The sequence below is a fragment of the Otoolea muris genome (assembly GCF_943193115.1).
GTDB lineage: Bacteria > Bacillota > Clostridia > Lachnospirales > Lachnospiraceae > Otoolea > Otoolea muris.
Map to the genome: position 1 here is coordinate 1 of NZ_CALPCY010000056.1, position 18,885 is coordinate 18,885.

The 18,885-nt window shown below is 45.3% G+C and carries 20 protein-coding genes and 1 pseudogene; all 21 read right to left on the reverse strand.

Annotated elements, in window-relative coordinates; all coding sequences use genetic code 11:
* Positions 1-412: 412 nt before the first annotated feature.
* The 21 genes and pseudogenes from NFS31_RS21960 to nudC all read right to left on the reverse strand — a co-directional run bounded on the left by NFS31_RS21960 (position 413) and on the right by nudC (position 18,883).
* Entirely contained in the window at positions 413-1,537 is a 1,125-nt protein-coding gene (locus NFS31_RS21960) for a hypothetical protein (protein ID WP_251500005.1), read from the reverse strand.
* 60 nt (positions 1,538-1,597) lie between these two features.
* Entirely contained in the window at positions 1,598-2,140 is a 543-nt protein-coding gene (locus NFS31_RS21965; RefSeq protein WP_251500007.1) for a hypothetical protein, read from the reverse strand.
* A gap of 11 nt (positions 2,141-2,151) precedes the next feature.
* Entirely contained in the window at positions 2,152-3,291 is a 1,140-nt protein-coding gene (locus NFS31_RS21970; RefSeq protein WP_251500009.1) for an HD domain-containing protein, read from the reverse strand.
* Between the two features lie 19 nt (positions 3,292-3,310).
* Complete coding sequence (locus NFS31_RS21975) at positions 3,311-3,802, reverse strand: BsuBI/PstI family type II restriction endonuclease (protein ID WP_331482815.1); 492 nt, start codon at positions 3,800-3,802, stop codon at positions 3,311-3,313.
* Between the two features lie 36 nt (positions 3,803-3,838).
* Positions 3,839-4,105, reverse strand: a pseudogene (locus tag NFS31_RS21980) (BsuBI/PstI family type II restriction endonuclease); the annotation flags it as partial.
* A gap of 118 nt (positions 4,106-4,223) precedes the next feature.
* Positions 4,224-5,711, reverse strand: coding sequence for an Eco57I restriction-modification methylase domain-containing protein (locus NFS31_RS21985; RefSeq protein ID WP_251500012.1), 1,488 nt, complete (start codon positions 5,709-5,711; stop codon positions 4,224-4,226).
* 40 nt (positions 5,712-5,751) lie between these two features.
* Positions 5,752-6,648 carry an endonuclease NucS domain-containing protein gene (locus NFS31_RS21990; protein WP_251500015.1) on the reverse strand — a complete coding sequence of 299 codons (897 nt, stop codon included), beginning with the start codon at positions 6,646-6,648 and terminating at the stop codon, positions 5,752-5,754.
* A 181-nt stretch (positions 6,649-6,829) separates the two neighbouring features.
* Positions 6,830-6,955, reverse strand: coding sequence for a DUF6061 family protein (locus NFS31_RS26930; RefSeq protein ID WP_275563918.1), 126 nt, complete (start codon positions 6,953-6,955; stop codon positions 6,830-6,832).
* The gene (locus tag NFS31_RS21995) at positions 6,939-7,757 is read right to left on the reverse strand and encodes a synaptonemal complex protein 1 (RefSeq protein ID WP_251500017.1); all 819 of its coding nucleotides are present in this window, start codon (positions 7,755-7,757) and stop codon (positions 6,939-6,941) included. Before NFS31_RS21995 ends, NFS31_RS26930 begins: the two co-directional genes overlap by 17 nt.
* A 352-nt stretch (positions 7,758-8,109) precedes the next feature.
* Positions 8,110-8,496 carry a DUF6262 family protein gene (locus NFS31_RS22000; protein ID WP_251500021.1) on the reverse strand — a complete coding sequence of 129 codons (387 nt, stop codon included), beginning with the start codon at positions 8,494-8,496 and terminating at the stop codon, positions 8,110-8,112.
* Entirely contained in the window at positions 8,462-9,979 is a 1,518-nt protein-coding gene (locus NFS31_RS22005) for a tyrosine-type recombinase/integrase (protein WP_251500024.1), read from the reverse strand. The genes NFS31_RS22000 and NFS31_RS22005 overlap by 35 nt, the downstream gene beginning before the upstream one ends.
* A complete protein-coding gene (locus NFS31_RS22010; protein ID WP_251500027.1) occupies positions 9,979-11,721 on the reverse strand; it encodes a tyrosine-type recombinase/integrase in 1,743 nt (580 codons plus the stop codon). The genes NFS31_RS22005 and NFS31_RS22010 overlap by 1 nt, the downstream gene beginning before the upstream one ends.
* Before the next feature lie 14 nt (positions 11,722-11,735).
* The gene (locus NFS31_RS22015) at positions 11,736-12,854 is read right to left on the reverse strand and encodes a tyrosine-type recombinase/integrase (RefSeq protein ID WP_172539222.1); all 1,119 of its coding nucleotides are present in this window, start codon (positions 12,852-12,854) and stop codon (positions 11,736-11,738) included.
* A gap of 174 nt (positions 12,855-13,028) precedes the next feature.
* On the reverse strand, positions 13,029-13,424 hold the full coding sequence (locus NFS31_RS22020) for a hypothetical protein (protein ID WP_251500029.1): 396 nt from the start codon (positions 13,422-13,424) through the stop codon (positions 13,029-13,031).
* Between the two features lie 9 nt (positions 13,425-13,433).
* Positions 13,434-13,784 (reverse strand): hypothetical protein, encoded by a 351-nt coding sequence (locus NFS31_RS22025; RefSeq protein WP_251500032.1) that lies wholly within the window; start codon positions 13,782-13,784, stop codon positions 13,434-13,436.
* Positions 13,785-13,801: 17 nt separating this feature from the next.
* Positions 13,802-14,152: a recombinase family protein gene (locus NFS31_RS22030; RefSeq protein ID WP_251500034.1), complete on the reverse strand. Its 351-nt coding sequence runs from the start codon at positions 14,150-14,152 to the stop codon at positions 13,802-13,804.
* A gap of 41 nt (positions 14,153-14,193) precedes the next feature.
* On the reverse strand, positions 14,194-14,595 hold the full coding sequence (locus NFS31_RS22035; RefSeq protein ID WP_251500035.1) for a type II toxin-antitoxin system PemK/MazF family toxin: 402 nt from the start codon (positions 14,593-14,595) through the stop codon (positions 14,194-14,196).
* Between the two features lie 639 nt (positions 14,596-15,234).
* Positions 15,235-15,687 (reverse strand): sigma-70 family RNA polymerase sigma factor, encoded by a 453-nt coding sequence (locus tag NFS31_RS22040; protein WP_251500037.1) that lies wholly within the window; start codon positions 15,685-15,687, stop codon positions 15,235-15,237.
* Positions 15,688-16,360: 673 nt separating this feature from the next.
* Positions 16,361-17,269, reverse strand: coding sequence for a dihydroorotate dehydrogenase (locus NFS31_RS22045; RefSeq protein ID WP_251500039.1), 909 nt, complete (start codon positions 17,267-17,269; stop codon positions 16,361-16,363).
* Entirely contained in the window at positions 17,262-18,029 is a 768-nt protein-coding gene (locus NFS31_RS22050) for a dihydroorotate dehydrogenase electron transfer subunit (RefSeq protein WP_251500040.1), read from the reverse strand. The genes NFS31_RS22045 and NFS31_RS22050 overlap by 8 nt, the downstream gene beginning before the upstream one ends.
* Entirely contained in the window at positions 18,026-18,883 is an 858-nt protein-coding gene (gene nudC, locus NFS31_RS22055) for an NAD(+) diphosphatase (RefSeq protein WP_251500042.1), read from the reverse strand. The genes NFS31_RS22050 and nudC overlap by 4 nt, the downstream gene beginning before the upstream one ends.
* Positions 18,884-18,885 lie beyond the last annotated feature (2 nt).

Genomic DNA, 18,885 nt, shown 5'->3' on the forward strand with positions numbered 1-18,885 from the left:
TCAATAAGCAGGCAAAAATATATGAGGCTCTCGGAGTGAAGGTACCAACCTCGTCATGTTAACTCCGAGAATCCAGGCTGTATCGGCGCGCGTATAAAAAGGACTCCGGGGAAACCCCGAAGTCCTTGATCTTATTAAATTAATCTGAATGACTGCAATAATCCAGAAAAACTGAATAATCGCAAATTATTCGATAATGGAAACAACTCTTCCGGATCCAACCGTACGGCCGCCCTCACGATACTTCAATAGCGTTTTTTATGGTGTTTTCTATTCTTTCTATTGCGAAAATCAGCATAAAATCGCTGTTTTTATTTGGTGTATTTTTATTTGCATGATTTCTTGGCACCGTTTTGGCACCAAGCACTCTAAAATACCTTGTTTCCTAATAATAGAAAACTCTAAGCGAATCCTATATTACCAAATCCCCTTTTCTCGACCAATTATCAATTGAATACAGAGTATAATTCTGTGTAAGAATATTTTTATAAAATTCCTCAATATTAATTTTACTCCACATTTTTTCTATCATTTCATCACTTACCCCGAAATATCTATTACTTTTATCAACATATTGCCTTACTGCATTTCCCTTAAGAATATCCTGAGTATATACTTCCTCTAAAATCCTACTATCAAAAATATTACTCAAAAATATTTCCAAAAGAATTCTATTTTCTTTAGCATTATCACTCATAAAGCAATCAATCATCTTAATAATATAATTATATAAAGATGTACCACTTTTAATGAATATTGTTCCAAATGTTTTTACTCCTACCTCATCTTTTAACCCCTCAATATCAAAATCTCCTTTAGGAATAAATAAAGTTCGTCCAATATCTCTATCTGAGAGATTAAATGACATCCATCTTCCATCAATTACTGAATAGGTCAACTTAATTCTCCTCTGAGCATAACTCACAACTATCGAACTCACTTCTTTATTACTTATTGCATATTGGTGCAACATATTGTATGTATCATAATTGCATATCACGTTACTTGCATTATTTAAGAAATTGTCTTTTGAACAAACTACACCTATTAAATCATTCAACGTTGCCTCACTTTTAATTTCTCTTAATAAAAACTCAGCCGCCTGTGTCATTTTGCTTTCAAAAATATTAATTTCTGGAATATTATATATATGCTCAGCAGAAACTATATTTCTTTTACCTTCGTTCTCTAAAGCAATACATTTAATTTTAGCAAGCCTATATGTTAATACATCCTCATCCATTGGTTTTGCATGGCTGTTACTATAATTATCAACAATCAATGGTCTCATTAAATATCTTCCCTCAGACATAGCCCATGATTTTGAATATTCCAGTTTCTCTAAGTTATCCATCTGCTTTTGAATATATCTACAATAAATATCATATATATCCGCTAATATTTCACTATTAGCATCCAATTCTATTGCAGACCTTGCTGCATTTGTCTGATATTTACTATTTTTAATGTTTGCAATTGCCAAAATAGTATGATTTTTATATCCAGGGGTTGTAAATTCAACCCGAATCCCTTCCACACAGGTTCCTATTGGTAATTGACTTTTCCTATACAATCGTCTATTTTCAATTTCCAACAATCACCAATCTGAAAGATACCTTAAATGTCGTACCGCATAAGCCACGGTTACATTACCCTGAGTTTCCTCATATACATCATATTTTTGACCATCAACATTTCTGCCAGTATCATTCAAATAACTTATTAACGCCTCTTTAATGGAATCATATCCTATTCTTGTTTCATTCTCTTCATTTATCGTCATAAATACAGGAACTTCAGGCAATACAATCCATTTTCTTAAATCATCTTCAAGTGTTGACATATCTGTATCATTTCGTACAAATAATTTTATCATTGTTCCATGCTTTTTAATACGAGCATCTGCTTTTGACTTACTAATTTTACTGAGCAAATAGCTACCATTCACCTTGCGTAAATTAATACAATTAACATCTTCCTGTTCATCTGAATTTGTAATAATATCAATATCATTTGCAATCATAAAGCATGTTAATATACCAATTCCAAAATGACTTATTGACGAAAAAGTAGGAAATTCTTTTTTTATCGTATCATCTCTATATTTAGATGCGCCTACTTTCAGCAAATAGTTTTCCACATCGGATATGGTCATTCCTGTTCCATTATCCCAAAAACATAATTCTCTTGTGCAATTGTAAATGAAAGTTTTTTTGTTTCAAAGCCTATGACTGTAATACGTGATTCATCAATTTCCCTCCATGGAAACTTATATACTATAGTTCCTTCTCTTTTTTGAGCCTTTTCCACAATATCATGACACTTTTGTAATTCCTTACGAGTATATTGGAGATATGAAGATAATCCAAAATATGCTTCTGCTGTTTCAGCCCCGTCAAAACGAGCTGTTACTTCTATTGTATCTTTTTCTAAAGTTTCATTAATATTATCCTCTCTATCCCTTTTAGCCTTTGGTTGTATAGCTCTTACAGCCTTTTGCTTCTCCCATTCAACAACACTGAACGGATTTGATACATTAATTATTCTACGTGTCAACGATGGTGTCCTATCTTTTGTAATATGGAGCAAATCAGCTATTCTTAATATAACCGCAATGTAATTTAAGTTAACTTTTTCCTGTTTATCATTTCCATAAACGCTATCTACTCTATATTTCGTAAAATCATCAATATCATCTTTATGATGGCTTTCACAAATCATTGCCAAATCAGCCCTGAACATTTCATCTAAATCTTTAAGAATATCATTCACAATATTCTTTATTACAGTCACTTCTCCTAAATCTGTCTCTACATTATTAATCCATTGCCGTATTCTTGTCGCATGGTTATCTCTAACAAACTCCTGATATAAAAAATGGTCATCTTGTTTTCTAACATAATCGATGTACTCCGATTTTTCCATTTCATTCAATATTTTTGATTTATATTCGTGAAAATATGTTGTCTCTCGTTTTTCATATTCTTCTTTAGTAACTACCATCCCCAAATCATGAAAATATACAGCTAAAGTTAGCATCAGCCATTCTGCAGATGTCATATTGTTTTTTGTTTCATTAGGTATTAGCCATTCAATGATATGCAACATTTCATCAATGTGTGTAATATTATGCACTGTATATTCTTCAAAAATACCACACTTTCCTATTTGAGATAATATCTCTTCAATCTGATCTCTAACATGTAATAATTTCAGTTCTCTACAAAAAGATAAATTTTCCGTTTTTTCAGCTTCAATTTCAACATAATTTTCTAATTTCTCATTCATCATACCGTTTCTCCCGTTATTTTTAGCTTCGCGGTCCCAAAAACTTATCCCCGTTCAAATGTATCATATGCTCCGGCATCTCCGCAATCCAGACTTCCGTTTCCCATGCCAAGGACTCCGAAAATCTCTTATATGTCTTAAAATCAAGAAATGCTGTCACAAAGATTTTCCCTGCTGTTACATTCTTCGTCATCTCTGTCAGTTCCAATATTCTTTTGGAATCCATCGGTCCTACAGAAGTTACCGATTCAACAAAATAAATCCAGTCCTTATCTTCCCTGTACAAAACTACATCTGGCATCTTGTCGTGCAAGGTTATCTCAAACCCCAATTCTGTCAGCTTCTCAACATTTTTCACTAAATCCTTTTCTATTGTATCACCAACATACAAACACTCCGATCCAGGAGCAAAGCGTGGTGCAAATTCCTCAATAATAGCTTTTTGCAATTCATTGTGTTTACCCGTAGAAAATTGAAAGTCGGCTCCATTAATGCGTACTGGCATCATCTTCATCTTCTTTTTTGAAGCATAGATGTCCACCAGCTTTTCATGGTATTTCAAAAATCGGTTTACAGATTTTTGCCACTCTGATGTTTGAAATGCCCTTACTATTTGCAATGTTTCTTCTGTAAGCCTATACCTATAATTGGGACTGTTTGTTGCTTTCCCATTATCCTCTACAAGTGCAGCATTCCGAAAATGATGTAACGCCTGCTTACGAAAAGTTTCCCTGCTGTTTTCTGCATAAGTTGATCCATAATTTGCATTTGCAAACTGAATAATGTCATGAATACGAATCCACTCATTTCCAGCATTTGACCAATTTGTATCTTACCTTATCCCTGCCATTGCCAACAGAACATAACAACAAATATCCGCCTGCTGTGCTTTGGGCATCCCAAACATTTTCAAAAGTTCCCTTGCCTCATCAATTTTATCCACAGTATCCCTCCAGTATCATATTGCAATTTTTTTCCGACATATCCTTACTTTTCATCAGTTTTCTACACATTTCCTGTATGCTATCCAAATCAGGCACGGGCATTGCATTAATTTCTGTAGAATTTACCTGCGTTGAACCATTCAAAATCCTATAATATTCATCATAAAGAGTAGAATTAAAAATTACATATAATCCGTACACAAGACATTCTGACATTTCCGTTATCAACCCGTCCACAAAATTAATTTTGTTCTGTGTACTGATTTTCTTATACTGTGGATATTTCTTTGATAAATATACCCCGCACTGCAGTCTGCGCCTTTCTTCTTTTGCAGTAAAACGCTTAACAAATAAATAATTTCGATTATCCTGCATCAGTCCCTTTTGATCTGTTACCACATACTCGTGTTCTTTCTGAATAGGAAACTGCACTTCTCCTTGTTTGATATGTTGTGAGTAAAAAAGCGGAATCGCACCTTCCTCTGCATCATCACGAAGTATCTCACGATTACGAAAATCAACTGTCAAGCCCGTTTTCATTTTTAACCCAATATCCGGCAATGTTTTATCGAATCTATGTAGTCGTTCCAACACAGAAACTTCTTTTTCATCTGTTACTAGGTAAACGTAATAATCCTCTCCCGAAACCACAATGCTATACGGTACGGTCAGCGACGTCAGATTATCAAAATCATTATTTGACTGTGAAGAAGTGATTGTAACCTCCTCCGGCGTTTTATTCGCCTTTTTTACTTTTATAATAATTGTTTCCTGCAAAACATCTTCTTTATCAAACACCTTATTTCTGCTTACAAATAAGTGAATATGTGCTAATTTCCCTTCTGTTAGAAAACACTGCCTAAATCTCTTAAAATAAGCCCCGGAAGTCCATGAGCGAGGGATAATATACACCATTTCGCCACCATCATCAAGATTAAATAATCCCATTGCCGCAAAAATAAAATATAAATTGGGTGCGCCATAGCAAACTTCCGGCATAGCAGTTGCTTCCGGCGCATCTTTCGGTATTTTCATATATGGGGGATTTCCAATTACAAAATCATACTTCTCAGGTTCGGGATTGCCGCCTAACATATAATTAAAGTCTAAATACTGGCTTGTAATATAATTATCTGTAATAACATGAATTTGTATATCTTTTTTAGAATTTTCCTGACAAGTATGCAAGTTCTCCTTTAGCAATCCCAAAATATTATCATCGTTTTCATAGCAGGTTAATTCTATTGTCTGAACAGAATCCATCCGCTCCAATCGATCCAAAAGCGCACACGACAATATGCCTGAACCTGCTCCTGCGTCTAAAATGCGAACCTTGGACAGATTTTCAGGAATAGTAAATAGTTTAGCCATAAAACGTGCTGTTTCTTTACTTGTAAAAAACTGACCGTATTTTTTGCGCTCTTTTTTAGGCATATCATCAATATATTTGTTTGTACGTTCAATAATACAATCTAACATCGTTTACCTCTGCTTTCATGCATTCTGCTACAACCAGCCTTTATACTTCATTATATGCTCTCTCCAATAAAGGCTTTGCCTTTTCAAAATCTGCAGCGTTTTTTATCGTTATCTGCAAGTCTCCTGTGCCATAATGTCCAATGCTACGCATATCTCTCGTAAATCCGTTTTCCAATTCGACAGTTTCCGGATTCAGTTTCAAATACAGTATAATATGTTTATTGTATATTTCGATACATACCATATTTTGAATCTTCTTATATGCCAAATATAATTTCAGTTGATTCGATACAATATCATCCCCTAAAGATTCAATAAAATCACATATAGAATGGTAAAGATTTTTCATATTTTCAGAAATCGCCGCCAATTTTTCCATGTGGTTTTTTTGTGTGCTATTTTTTGTACCATTTTCATCCCCCACATTTTCCATAATCGGCTTTACAATCGGGGTATTTAAATGTTCAAGAAGGAGCATACCATTATCATATCTTCGATAGCTCACCAGTTTAATATTCCTCTGCATCTGATTGACGGCGTGCATATCATATTTTGTAAAATCATGCGCAACACAAATAACACATGGAACAGACCAGTCTATGTTGTCAGCCGCTTCCATTCCCAATTTATCAATAACCAATAATTTAAAATCCGCCTTATGATCTAAAAGCCAATCAAGATAAAATAATCCCTGATTGATTACGTTTTCATTCTGACTGCGCTTATATTCAAATATCACAGGGCTGTTATTTTCATCAATTCCAATACTGTCCATACGCCCATTGGTAACAGCATACTCACTTTTTAAAAACCGCACCCCAAAGAATATTTCCATATTCTGCTCTATCAATGTCTGAAGTTCTTTCTCCAAAATCACCTCAGATGATGTACATTCCTTTACTCCTTCATTCAAAGAGAATAATTTTATCTCTGCCAATGCTTTTACCTCATTTCATAACGATGCACGACTGTCATAAACATCTATAGCTATGTTCTGAAAGTTCTTGTTCCTTTTTCAATTTCTTTAATTCTAACACATTAGTATAGACTTTTCCACTGATTTCAAAAGAATAACCGTGTAAAGTTAGTGTCAAGTAATAAACATTACCGTCAGAATATTAAACCTCCACATAACCGTTATCCATGTTGTATTCACAACCCACAATATTTTCCATTGAATACTGTTTACCCCTATTTCCGCTATCCATCCTATCAATCCGTCCTTTCTTATCTGCCCATTCCATACGCTCTGTTCTGCTGTTTTCTGCTTTGCGCAATTCGTTCCAGTTCTCTCGCATTCGTCACAATCGTTTCAATCTTATCTGCTCCGACATACTGTTTCACACGTTCAAAATCATCCACTTTTTCCTGCAACTGCTCTAATTTTACATACTGCTGATCCACCTTGCTTTTATAGAAATCAATATCCTCCGTCTGCTTTGTGACTTTTGCCTTTAACTGTCTTATTTGCTCCATCAGCTTGACACATTTTATCGTAAGGCTTTTTACAATTTCTTTCAGCCTTTCCACAAGCGGCATGGCGTTCTTCTCCCGATAAGTCTTTGCGCTCATTAGCGCAGTCGGCTCCGGCAACTGCCATTTTGTATCTTCATCATAGGCGTGTATGTTCCGTTCCAATGCCTTTTTTGAATCAGACATTTTTTCAATATCCTGCTGTAACTTTTTCTGTCGCTGTTCCAATGCTTTATTATCAGACATCAGCTTTTCTCTATTCTCCATCAATCCATCCGTCTGCTCCCTTAATAAATCATTAGTTGCGGAAAGTTCCATTGTTTCCTGCCTGACTTCTTTATTTTCCAGCTTTATCTTCTCCATTTCATTTTCAGTCAAGACTTGCTGATAAATAATGTGGGATAGTTCCGCTTTATTGCTGGATACTGCCTTTTCTAATTTTTCAACTTCTTTTGCCCTCTCCTGTTTTTCAAAATCCAACACGGATAAATGCTTATTATGCGTTCCTAACTGTTTCCACCGTACACCATATCTTTCCGCAACCTTTGAAAGTTCCTGTTTTTCTGACTCCATCCATTGATTCCACTCCGTTGCGCTTCTTGTGCCGCCTTTAAATCTCTGCTCTGCCAGTGCGCCTTTCAGTGATACTCTCGTATCAAGTCCACGGTTGCTATTACGGATAAAAGGAACAAAATCAATATGAATGTGAGGCGTTTCCTCGTTCCTAAAGTATAGCCCCGTCCCCGCAACTCTCTAAAATGGCGGTTTGAACAGTATGTAAAACTGTGTTTTGTGTTTCTTCTTTAAATTATCCATCGAAAAAAACATGACCACCGCCATGCCTTTTTCCCTCACAAATATGTCGTCTCACTTTCCTGCCTGCGACCTATTCTCCCAGGCTATGTACCATCTCTCCTTCCTACCCCTACATGAATTTTTTCAGCACACCCACATTCTTCTTCGCCAGCGCCTTTTTCGCCACCTCCAGTTCCTGCCTCAGCTGCTCATTTTCCTTCCGCAGTCTTTCTACTTCCTGTTGGGACATCGCCAGCTCATGGTTCATCGCCATGTCCAGCACCTCACGCTTGGGGTCTGCCAGGCCCGCCTGCTGTTCCAGGGCACGGTCGATCTCCTTCCTCACCTGCGGGTTCTTATAAAAGAATCCTCTGGACAGGCCGGTTCTCTCCATCAGCTTCTGGATGCTGACCTTCTCCCCGTCATCCACCATCCGGACAATCTCCCGTCTGGCCTTTTCGATCTTTGCTTCGCTGGCCTGCTTATTGACCGCCAGCATCCTGTCGTATTTGTTCATATTCTTCCTCCCATCCGTCCAGACATTCCAGGATCTTCAAGGACATCTGATGCCTTGCCTGCCGTGTCTCATCCGCCAGGGTCTGGTTGCTCATTTTCCGATAATACTTCACATTGACCAGGCTGCTGTGGCCAAGGAGCCTGGCAATGGTCCAGTCATCCAGGTGCATCTCTGTCAGCCTGACTCCGTACATATGGCGGTACATATGGGTACCGAACCCGAAGATCCGTCCATTGTCATCCCGGATGTCCTCCCGGTAAATGAGGCGGATGACTCTTCCCTGTAGTGCGCTGTACTGCATGGGGCGCTCCGGATTCTTATCGCTTACAAAAATGTATTCCGTTTCGCCATATTTCTCTTTTGTATACCGGATCGCCTTCTGGATCAGCATCGCCAGTTCCCTGCTTATGGGTTTTATATAGGTGCTGGTCTTCATCTGCCGGATCCGGATCAGATCCTCCCCATCCTTCTGAAATAGGCAGTCGGTCTGAAGGGTAAGGGTATCGGATATCCTTGTCCCCAGCATCTGGTGGATGACCATCACCCTGGCTATCTGCTCCTCCATCCTTGTGATGGCGGCGTTCAGCCGTTTCAGTTCCGCATCTGAATAGGTCTTGAATTCGCCCCTGGGCATGGACGGGATGTCCCGGCTCAGGAACAGCCCGTTTAAGTTCCCGTATTCCAGAATCCTGCCGATGCTCTCCATAAGAGCACGCAGTCTGGTCAGCTCACTGCGGAGCTTCTTGGGAGTTCCATCTTCTGTTTTTAAATAGGTCAGGTATTCCTCCAGGATCTCCCTGTCAAGCTGGCGAAAGGACTGAATATCCGGATGTCTCTCCCGCAGGAATCCTGACAGCCGCCGCACAGCGGTCAGTTCCCTGGAGATACAAGCAATGGCCTCGTTCTGCAGGTTCAGGTAGATTCCTTTCTTGGTCTCTTCCCGAAGTCCGTCCTGGGTAATTTTTGAAAAATTGATGGTCTTATAGTTTTTTACCGGATTCCCATGGAACGGGACGCCCAGCTTCTCCAGTTCCCAGATGTCCTTCTCCTTCTCCTCCCTGCCATCTTCCGGCTCCAGAAAATCCAGAAGCCGTTCCACATATCCCATAACTCCAGGCCGCATCCGGTAAGTGTTCCCGTAGTTTCCCTGCCTTTCATAATTTAACGGTATTCCCTCTTCCAGCATCCATGCTTTCAGTTTTCGGAACCATGTCTCCCGGTCCCAGTCCAGGAAATGCTCCAGGCCCTTTCCCCTTTTCTCCAGGAAACGGCAGAGCAGGTTGTAATTGCCCCGGTCATTCAGCAACGTTGTCATCGCAACCGTCCGTATCCGTTCCTGGATAAACTCTGCCATCTCCTCCTGCAGGGTTACGACGGGGAGCAGATCCAGGTCGAACACGGCGCTTTTTCCCACATATTTTTTCTGATGTTCCGTCAAGTCTTTGTACCCCTCCATATCCCTGAAATAAAACTTCATCGCCATCAGTCCCCGCCCCCTTTCAGGCAGGCCATCAGGCTGTTTCCCGGCTTGGCGAAGAATTCTCCGCTGGTTCTGTCGATCCGGTCCGGCATGTAGTCGATGTACTGGCGGGTCATCTCCTCATAGGCATGTCCCAGATAGTCCCTGACTCCCTGGATGGATACCCCACTGTCATAAAAGCGGGTAGCCACTCCGTGGCGGTAATCATGGGACCGGAAGAGGTATTCCCCGTCCTTTATCCCCAATTCAGCGCAGTATTTTATCATCTGCTTCCGGAAGGTCATGCTTTGGTAAGCGCCTCCCCTTTTGTTTTGGAACACATAGCTGTCTGCCTCTATGCCGTTCCTTTTCAAATACACCTGCATGAGCCGATATACCGCTTCAGGGATTGGGATCCGCTTGTATGTCCTCAGCTTTACCTGGTAGACCTGGATCCATGCGTCCCGTCCCTGTATGTAGTAGGCATCCCCCTTGAGGCTGCACACCTCGCTGATCCGCAGCCCGATCCCCCACAGGTGTAGGTACATGAGCCGGAGGTGTTCCGGGAACCGGTGGAGCTTTTTCAGGATCTCATCGGAGACCTGCTCTTCCACGCTCCGGTCATGGTGCAGGGGAAGCGTCTTCTTCAGGTAATATTCCCCGTGAAAGGGGATCTGCCCCACATACTCCCTGGCCTTGAGGAAGCTGTAAAAATGCTGAAGGGCCATCACCTTCCGGTTGAAGGTCTCCGCCTCCAGCCGCTTTTCCTGGAGCCTTTGGAAGTATTCCCGAAAACCCGTTTCTGTCATATCGCATGCATCCTGCGGGATCTCCTTCAGGAAATTTCGGATGTCTATCATCTCTGCCTGAAGGTAGCGCAGCGACAGGTCTGTCAGCCCCAGGCCGTACTTCATATATTTTTTCAGAAGCTGCCGGTTCCTGTTGTGGGTGACATCCACAAAGGACAGGCTGATCACCGGACTGCTTGGGTCGATCCGTTCCGGCTGCAGGGACAATCTCTCCAGATACCAGACATCCGCATCCCAGTGGATGTCCTTCGCCTGCAGGAACAGGACCTTTCTGCACCGGTCCAGGATTCCAGCCTCTTGGGGCACCCCTGCTTCCATCGCCTGTTCCCGGTATTTTCGGATCTGGTCAAAGGCCATCTGCTCAATATTCTCAACCTGTTCTTCTACGCAGAACCTGTAGAATCTCCACAGTCCTTTCAGATGCTCCCGCAGAAGTTTTCCGTTTTCATCCTCCCGCAGGAAATAATTCAGGACATCAAATATCTGACGTTTCATCTTTCCCGGCGCTTCTTTTGAAAAATCCCATACCCATTCCGGCCGTTCCGGGCAGGTATCCAGCCGTTCCACCAGCTCCTGGGCCGGATGGTATGGCAGGAACAGAAGCCTGTCCTCATATGGGTATCTTGGGGGGATCCGGCTGACCTGTGGCCGCCCCCGTTTCCTCATGTCATACTGTTTGATATGGTCAAAGTATTTCAGATAACAGGAATGGTATTTTGGCTTTGCCAGTGCATGGAGTTCTCCGGCAAAAACCAGACGCCATTCATAGTCCAGTTCCCCGATGCTCCAGATCCCATGCTTTTCCATGAATCTCTGGAGCTTGCGCCGGTAAACGCTGCCGGGTCCTGTGTACTCTTCGATCTCCTTCCTCAGCTGCTCCTTTTTCTCTTCTGTTTTTCCGCTTTTCTCCTCTGTATCCTTACGCAGCCCTGTCTGCTTTAACTGATATGCGGGCATCCTGTCACCTCCGTCTACAACAGCTCACGGATTCCATAGTCATCAGAGTGCTTCTCATAAAACGCCTTACTCGCCTCCATGATCCGGTCGTCCAGGAGGCCCAGGTACCTGACTGTGGTATCCAGATGCTTATGCCCCAGCGCCTGGCTGATCATCTCCAGGGGCCATCCATCCTTCCAGCGGATGACCGAGAAGTACCGCCGCAGCATATGGGGCGTTATCTGTATCCGGGTCTTTTTCTCCATCCGTCCAAGCATGTCGTAAACGCTTCCAGCCTTCAGCGGCTGTCCGGCTGTCTCCCCGGCGATATTGATGAACAGGAAGTCCTGGCGCTGCAGGAGCTTCCGGTATTCTGCCAGATAGTGGAGCAGGAAGTCGAAGGTGTCATCGCTGATGCGGCTCCTCCGATACTCGGCATTCTTCGCTCTGGCATCATTTTCATTGTCATCCCGGAACCATACCCGTATGGTATGGTTCTGGTAATCAATATCCCTGGTATAGCTGACCCCCAGGATCTCCCCGATCCGGAACCCGGTCTCCGCGATCAGGAGGAGCAGGAGCCTGTCTCGGTTGTTTGTGCAGGCTTTCAGGATCGTCACGATCTCATCCTGCTCCGCAGCACGGACATTTCTTTCTTCCGCTTTCAGATAGCCGTTAAAGGACTTTGCCCTCATGACCCGCTTTACACCGACCGCGTTGGCCACTGTGATCTGCCCGTAAGACAGGACCCGCAGGCTCCCAAACTGGGGTTCTTCCGCCTCCATAAAAAGATAGAACCTGAACACGTCTTTCAGATACGCATTACAGGTTCCATTCCTGGGGTTCTTTCTGTCATTTTCAGTTTTATGCCGGCCTGTCTTGATCCAGTAGAGGAACCGCACAAAGTGTTCATGCTGCTCGTCATAGGCCAGCTGGCAGACCTGGGAAAATTCCATCTGCTTTTCCGAGAGGTATTCCAGGTAATAACACAGGGCGAAGGCCGCCCGTTTTACCGTGTTTGGTGAACGGTTGGATTTGACCTTATGCACAAGATACCTGGAGGGGAGAAGTTCCATTTCCATGGTCTCACAGTCCTGGATATAAAAATACCGGACCGCTGCTTCCGTGACTGTTTCTACTGAATATCGTTTCAACTGCTCTCCTCCTGCGCTATACACAGTATACCGTGTTGTCCCCATGATAGCTATCACTACTGCCACTCAATACCCAACAAACTTTTTCCTCTTACATGCAGCAATACTGACAAAAGCCGCCGATTCTTTCCGCTCATAAATGCACCCGTTTTCAGACTCATTTCTCATTGGATATCAAAGGCTCGGATTCTTTGGAAACACCATGTCCTCCAGTTCGTCCAGCCACTTCATGTCCATCTCTTTTGCCGTACAGTTGATCCGCTCGATACAGTATCCTTTCTCTTCCAGTTCTCTCCGGATATCCTCCACGCAGGACTTGGAAAAGCTCTCTGCTTCCATCTCATTCTCGTCATTACATATGAACCGATATTTCAGCAGGATTTTGTAATCGGGCTGGAAACGAAAGGTCAGGTTTCCGTCAATGTACTGGGGCAGGGTCGGATCCGCTTCGATCACCGATTTAATCTCCTCTATCATATGTGGCTTTGCGCTTTCATACATCAGGTCGTTGAATTCTCTGGTATTGAAATTTGTATTAAGCAGGATCCCTGTTTTTACATTATAATCCATTCATACACCTCATAAATGCATCCCCCGGATTGGCTCCTGGGGAACCTGACCGCTGGAAAACAGGTCCATCAGGAACTTAATCCCACCCAGTTCACAGGCTTTCTGGAAAGCTTCGTTATAATTGCTGCATTTTCTCTCCGCCTTTACCTGAAAGCAGGCCTCCCCGATATGAGGGAATGCCCCTTCGTAGATTCCTATAGTCAGATTCCCTTCCGGAGTTATCCTTATGAAGCATCCATCTCCGCCTCCGGTATAATACAGCGTACCCCGCCCATTCAACCGGGTAATATGATCCTCCACCCATCGGTACTGGCTGCTGTTTGTCACAGCCTGCCACTGTTCCAGTTCCTTTTTTGTCATTTCATGCCCTCCTTTTCTCACCCTGCGGCAGAGATTATTCCCTCCAAAGGAGAACATACTTCAATCCCACACTGATGCATCCGGAGCAGAAAATCCGTGACCAATTCCTTATCACGGGAGATCCTGGAGGAATCCAGAACCAGCAGCACTTCGATCCCCCTGCTGTCCTTTGCCTCCAGGAACAGCTCCAGTCCGGGTCTCTCTAAACCTGCCGCTTCTCCCATATCGCTGGAGCTGCCTGCAATCTCCACCCGGAGCTGCTCTCCATAGGCGTTCAACTGCTCATATTGCTTCTTTAAGGTACCATGGCTGTCCTCCGGCGCATCGATACGGGTATAGATCCATGCTTTCTTCTTTCTGTCATCCATACTTCCCTTCCTCTCTGTCTGCTTCTTTGCCCTGTTCTGACTCATTTTTTCATAGCTGTCGTATCTGCAGCTGTTTTTTCCTTCTGGATATTTTTCATCCCCAGGCTGACGATCAGTCCCCTGTCCACTGCAGCCAGGGTTGCTTTGTCCAGGCAGCCTATGTATTCACGCAGCCGTTTCTGATCCAGGGTCCGTACCTGTTCCAGTAAGATCATGGAATCCCGGTGCAGACCGTGAAACTGTCTGTCTATATGGATATGAGTGGGGATCGGATGCTTTCCGTCCCGGCTGGTGATCGCTGCTGCTATGGTGGTTGGACTGAACCGGTTCCCTGTGTTATTTTGCAGAATCACAACCGGACGGATACCGCCCTGCTCACAGCCAACTACCGGCCTTAAGTCAGCATAGTAGATATCTCCACGCTTGATTTTTCTTCCTGCCATTTCTGCCTTCCCTCCTTCTGTCAGCAAAACGACATTTCCTGTTCTTTCTTTTATAAAAGCAGCGGCCTGAAATACAGACCGCCGCCTGTCATACTTCATAAACGCACACATTTGTGTACGCAGGTTATCCGCCTTACAGCGGATTGCCTTTCCTCACATGAAAAATCGTGCTTGTTCTTCATTTTCACGTTTCATCTGCTCCCATTCGACACTACTTCCCGGAGCCTGGGCAGTCAGTTACAACCGGTTTTGGCTAACCGTCATGGGACTCGAACCCCGGCCAGGATCTCTGGCCGCCGCCCTCATTGCGGTTCCCTTCCTAAAAAGGGGCTGTGACTGGACGGAAGTATCATTATAGGCTGTACAGGTCATTGCGGTATGCCCCGGCCATGGGGTATTTTCAGGACGGACAGTTCCCGCTCTGCACCTTTGATGTCATCTTATTGACAGACACTCTGACTGTCTGCAGGTGGTCCTGGCGTGTCCTCCTTCGCCGCTTCGCGCTTTCGCGCTGTACAGCTAACGTATTGTAGCTGCTGGATATGACCGTCTGGGGCGGTATTTTTCAAAGGACAGAGAAGGGACTTTTATCCCCTTCACTTATTTCCACGTTGGGAGAGAGGTTTGAGAACCAAAAAATCAAAATTTCTCTAAAAACTTTTTCAACTTTCTCAAAATCTTATGGCGGCGCTTGTTCACGGCCTTCTGGGAGAGCCCCAGTTCTTCTGCCAGCTCCCTCTCACTCCTGTCCATAAAAAACAGCTGGATGATCAGATACTGTTCCCCTTCTTCCAGGTTCCGGATGGCCTCATGGAGCTGCTTTCGCAGTATCTTTCTAAGTACGATGTTTTCCACATCCGCCTGCTCATCTGCCGGCAGGTTATGTTCTTTCAGCAGGCGCTCATAGGAGTCCTCCCGGCTCGGTATCACCCGGATCTCCTGTGCGTCCTGGTCAATGATGGTCTGCTCTGCCTTCAAGTCGTACTCCTGATACTGCATTTTTCTCTCTGTTTCCTTCAATACTTCGATCACTTCTTCGCTGGCCTCCGGATACATTTTCCGGAAGTCCGGCAGTCTGCCTGGCTTTGCCATAGGCTTGTCCTCCATTTTCTTTAAATTTCAAAAATGAAGAACAAGCCGGGCGGGGAACGGCACCCTGGGGTACAGGCCTCGTAACAGAAAAAACACAGAAAGATTGATACATCCTTCTGCGTTTCATCTTTTTGTTCCTGTATATGATGTCCTATTAGTTCATATTGCAGACCGCAAAATCCCTTCACCAAACTACTGATTTTTTTGGCCGTTTGCTCCCAAAATCACATTTTTTCCTTCTTTGTAGCCTTAAATCATTACAGTTCTTTGCATCCGTATCCCCATATACGGCTTCAGAACAAATACGCCTGTCTTTTCGCCAACAGGGATGAACTACACCCATGGTTTGCGTTACAGCCAATAAAAAATCCTCCCTACTCTCAAAACAGAGCCAGGAAGGATTGCATTTATAAACAGGCACACTAAAATATACCCGCCAAAGCACCGTTTTTTTCTTTGGCAGGATGCCTGTTATTAAAAACTTTTTTTACAAGATTATCTCTTGATTCTTGAAATCATTTATAAATGGGCCATAAAAAATCAATTTCATAAGATTCTGGGTTTAGTTAGTTGGATATCGCCTCCTATTGCTAAATCTTAAACAATACTTGTTCAGGTTCTAATAACATAATGAATAATGGCTATAAGCACAGCATTCTGCCGCCTGTGCCAGCTAATCAATGATGCCCCTGATCCTGTCCAAAGAGGCTATGTTGTTTTCCTCCATATACCCCCGGATGCCCTCTATGAGCTCCACCGTGGCATAAGGGTTATGGAAGTTCGCCGTCCCTACCGCGACTGCGGCAGCCCCGGCCATGATGAACTCCAGGGCATCCTCAAAGGTGGCGATGCCGCCCATGCCGATCACCGGCACGTCAACGACCCTGCACACCTCATAGACCATCCGTAGCGCCACCGGCATGATGCCCGGACCGGAATAGCCCCCTGTCTTACTGGCAAGCACCGGCCTGCGCCTGTGGATGTCTATCTTCATCCCCCGCAGCGTGTTGATCAGGGAAAGCGCGTCCGCACCGCCTGATACCGCTGCCCTGGCAATCTCCGTTATGTCCGTGACCTCCGGGGAGAGCTTCACGACCAGGGGCTGCCCGGTATAATGGCGTACCGCCTGCACGACTCGCTCTACCATCCGTGGGGCCGTCCCGAAAGCCAGCCCTCCTTCCTCCACATTCGGACAGGAGATGTTCAGCTCCAGCATGTCCACATCACAGTCCGCCAGCCTCTCCGCAACCGCGCAATACTGCGCCAGCGTGTGCCCGCAGATATTCACGATGATTTTTGTGTCATGCTGCCGGAGGAATGGCAGGTCATACTCAATGAAATGCTCCATTCCCGGATTCTGCAGCCCGATGGAATTCAGCATACCGCTCTGCGTTTCCGCAATCCTGGGGGCCGGATTCCCTTTCCACGGCTCACAGGAAACCCCTTTGACTGTGACCGCACCCAGGCGGTCCAGATCAATCAGCTCCCCGTACTCACGGCCTGAGCCGAATGTGCCCGATGCCGTAATGACCGGGTTCTTCAACGCCACCCCTGCAACCACCGTCTCCATCCTGTCATCCATTCCACACCACCTCCCTGACGGAAAAGACCGGGCCGTCCCTGCATACCCGCAGGTACTGCCAGTCCTTCTCCCCCGGCTTCTGTATCTTCACTGCACATCCAAGACATGCGCCTATGCCGCAGGCCATCCGTTCCTCCATGGATACCTGGGCCGGGATGCCCTGCCTTTCTGCCCATTCCGCCACGGCCTGCAGCATCTGCCGGGGGCCACAGGCATATATCCTGTCCGCCAGAGGCGCGATGTCCTTCACAAGCTCCAGTACCGTCCCGCAGAAGCCGCCGTTTCCGGTCTGGCTCGCCACATGGACCTTCCGGCCATGTCCCTGGAAATCCCCGTCCATGAACGGGGCATCCGCATAGCCCAGGAGAACCTCCGCCTCTCCCGGAATTCTTTTGGAAAGCTCCAGAAGGGGAGGAATCCCCAGGCCGCCGCCGATGATGACGCTCCGCTCCCCTGCCTCCGGCAGCGTGAACCCGTTCCCCAGAGGCCCCATGAGCCGTACCGTATCATTTTCGCGCAGCCGGGAGAATTGCTCCGTGCCCTTCCCCACCACCCGGTACACCACTTCCACGCTTTCCCCATGGATGGCTGCCAGGCTGAGCGGGCGTGCCAGCAGGTTTCTCTCATCCAGCGGGTACATCTGGATGAACTGCCCTGGTCCGGCACTATGGGCGATTTCAGGCGCAACCAGCTCCATTTTCCATATTCCGGGCAAAAGTTCCTTCTGGTTTCTTATAGTCGCCATGCAATAGGTATTCATCCGGCTCCTCCTTTCTCCGGCAGGCGCATTGCCTCTATCATCTCATAAGCGATGCTGATGTCTGTCAGTTCCTTCGGCAGACTGGAACGTGGGTGCCATGCCGCCGCTGACAGTTCTCCGGTGTCGATGTTCAGTTGGTCTGAACCGTCCAGCTCCGCCGTATAACCTGCAATCACGGAACCGGAAAAGCCCCAGGGCTGGCTCCCAAAATATTTAAGGCCCCTGATGTGGACGCCCGTTTCCTCATAGACTTCCCTCTCCGCCGCTTCCTCCAGCGTCTCCCCCGCCTCCACAAAACCTGATATCAGAACCCATTGTGGGAGGGGACGGTCCCCGTACTTCGTCATCAGAAGCCTGTCCCCGTCCGTGACCGCCACCATGACCACCGGGGCGATGGCCGGATAAACGGTGTCCCCGCAGTCCGGGCAGCTAAGTGACCGCCGCCCCCTGTCCTGCATCCTCACACCTCCGCACCTGCCGCAGTAGACATTCCTCTCATACCATCCCGCCAGGTGCAGGGCAGTGGCTCCGGCAAAATACGCCCAGACCGGCAGGATGCCGTCAAGCTCCCGGAGCGGAAGATACTGCATGCCTTCCCTTTCGGGCAGGACGTCTCCCTGCTGCCTCAGCAGATAGACAGTCACCCCGTCCACGCAGAACAGGAAAACCGCCAGCCGCCGCACTTCTGCAAAAGGCAGCCCCAGGTCATGGAATACCGGAATCCTCCTGCTGCCGTCCTCCGATACCCGCAGCAGCACCTCCCCGCCACGGAAGGAGAAAAAGCAATCCTCCGGCTCCGGTTCCCTGTCACGGAATGCATGGTCCAGGCGGCAGGGGAAAATGTCCTGTATCATTG

Excerpts from the sequence above, each read along its gene's own strand:
- NFS31_RS21970 (WP_251500009.1), bottom strand. The coding sequence starts at position 3,291 with ATGATGAATGAGAAATTAGAAAATTATGTTGAAATTGAAGCTGAAAAA.
- NFS31_RS21975 (WP_331482815.1), bottom strand. The coding sequence starts at position 3,802 with ATGAAGATGATGCCAGTACGCATTAATGGAGCCGACTTTCAATTTTCT.
- NFS31_RS21985 (WP_251500012.1), bottom strand. The coding sequence starts at position 5,711 with ATGTTAGATTGTATTATTGAACGTACAAACAAATATATTGATGATATG.
- NFS31_RS26930 (WP_275563918.1), bottom strand. The coding sequence starts at position 6,955 with ATGGAATGGGCAGATAAGAAAGGACGGATTGATAGGATGGATAGCGGA.
- NFS31_RS21995 (WP_251500017.1), bottom strand. The coding sequence starts at position 7,757 with ATGGAGTCAGAAAAACAGGAACTTTCAAAGGTTGCGGAAAGATATGGT.
- NFS31_RS22000 (WP_251500021.1), bottom strand. The coding sequence starts at position 8,496 with ATGAACAAATACGACAGGATGCTGGCGGTCAATAAGCAGGCCAGCGAA.
- NFS31_RS22005 (WP_251500024.1), bottom strand. The coding sequence starts at position 9,979 with ATGGCGATGAAGTTTTATTTCAGGGATATGGAGGGGTACAAAGACTTG.
- NFS31_RS22010 (WP_251500027.1), bottom strand. The coding sequence starts at position 11,721 with ATGCCCGCATATCAGTTAAAGCAGACAGGGCTGCGTAAGGATACAGAG.
- NFS31_RS22020 (WP_251500029.1), bottom strand. The coding sequence starts at position 13,424 with ATGGATTATAATGTAAAAACAGGGATCCTGCTTAATACAAATTTCAAT.
- NFS31_RS22025 (WP_251500032.1), bottom strand. The coding sequence starts at position 13,784 with ATGACAAAAAAGGAACTGGAACAGTGGCAGGCTGTGACAAACAGCAGC.
- NFS31_RS22030 (WP_251500034.1), bottom strand. The coding sequence starts at position 14,152 with ATGGATGACAGAAAGAAGAAAGCATGGATCTATACCCGTATCGATGCG.
- NFS31_RS22035 (WP_251500035.1), bottom strand. The coding sequence starts at position 14,595 with ATGGCAGGAAGAAAAATCAAGCGTGGAGATATCTACTATGCTGACTTA.
- NFS31_RS22040 (WP_251500037.1), bottom strand. The coding sequence starts at position 15,687 with ATGGCAAAGCCAGGCAGACTGCCGGACTTCCGGAAAATGTATCCGGAG.
- NFS31_RS22045 (WP_251500039.1), bottom strand. The coding sequence starts at position 17,269 with ATGGATGACAGGATGGAGACGGTGGTTGCAGGGGTGGCGTTGAAGAAC.
- NFS31_RS22050 (WP_251500040.1), bottom strand. The coding sequence starts at position 18,029 with ATGAATACCTATTGCATGGCGACTATAAGAAACCAGAAGGAACTTTTG.
- nudC (WP_251500042.1), bottom strand. The coding sequence starts at position 18,883 with ATGATACAGGACATTTTCCCCTGCCGCCTGGACCATGCATTCCGTGAC.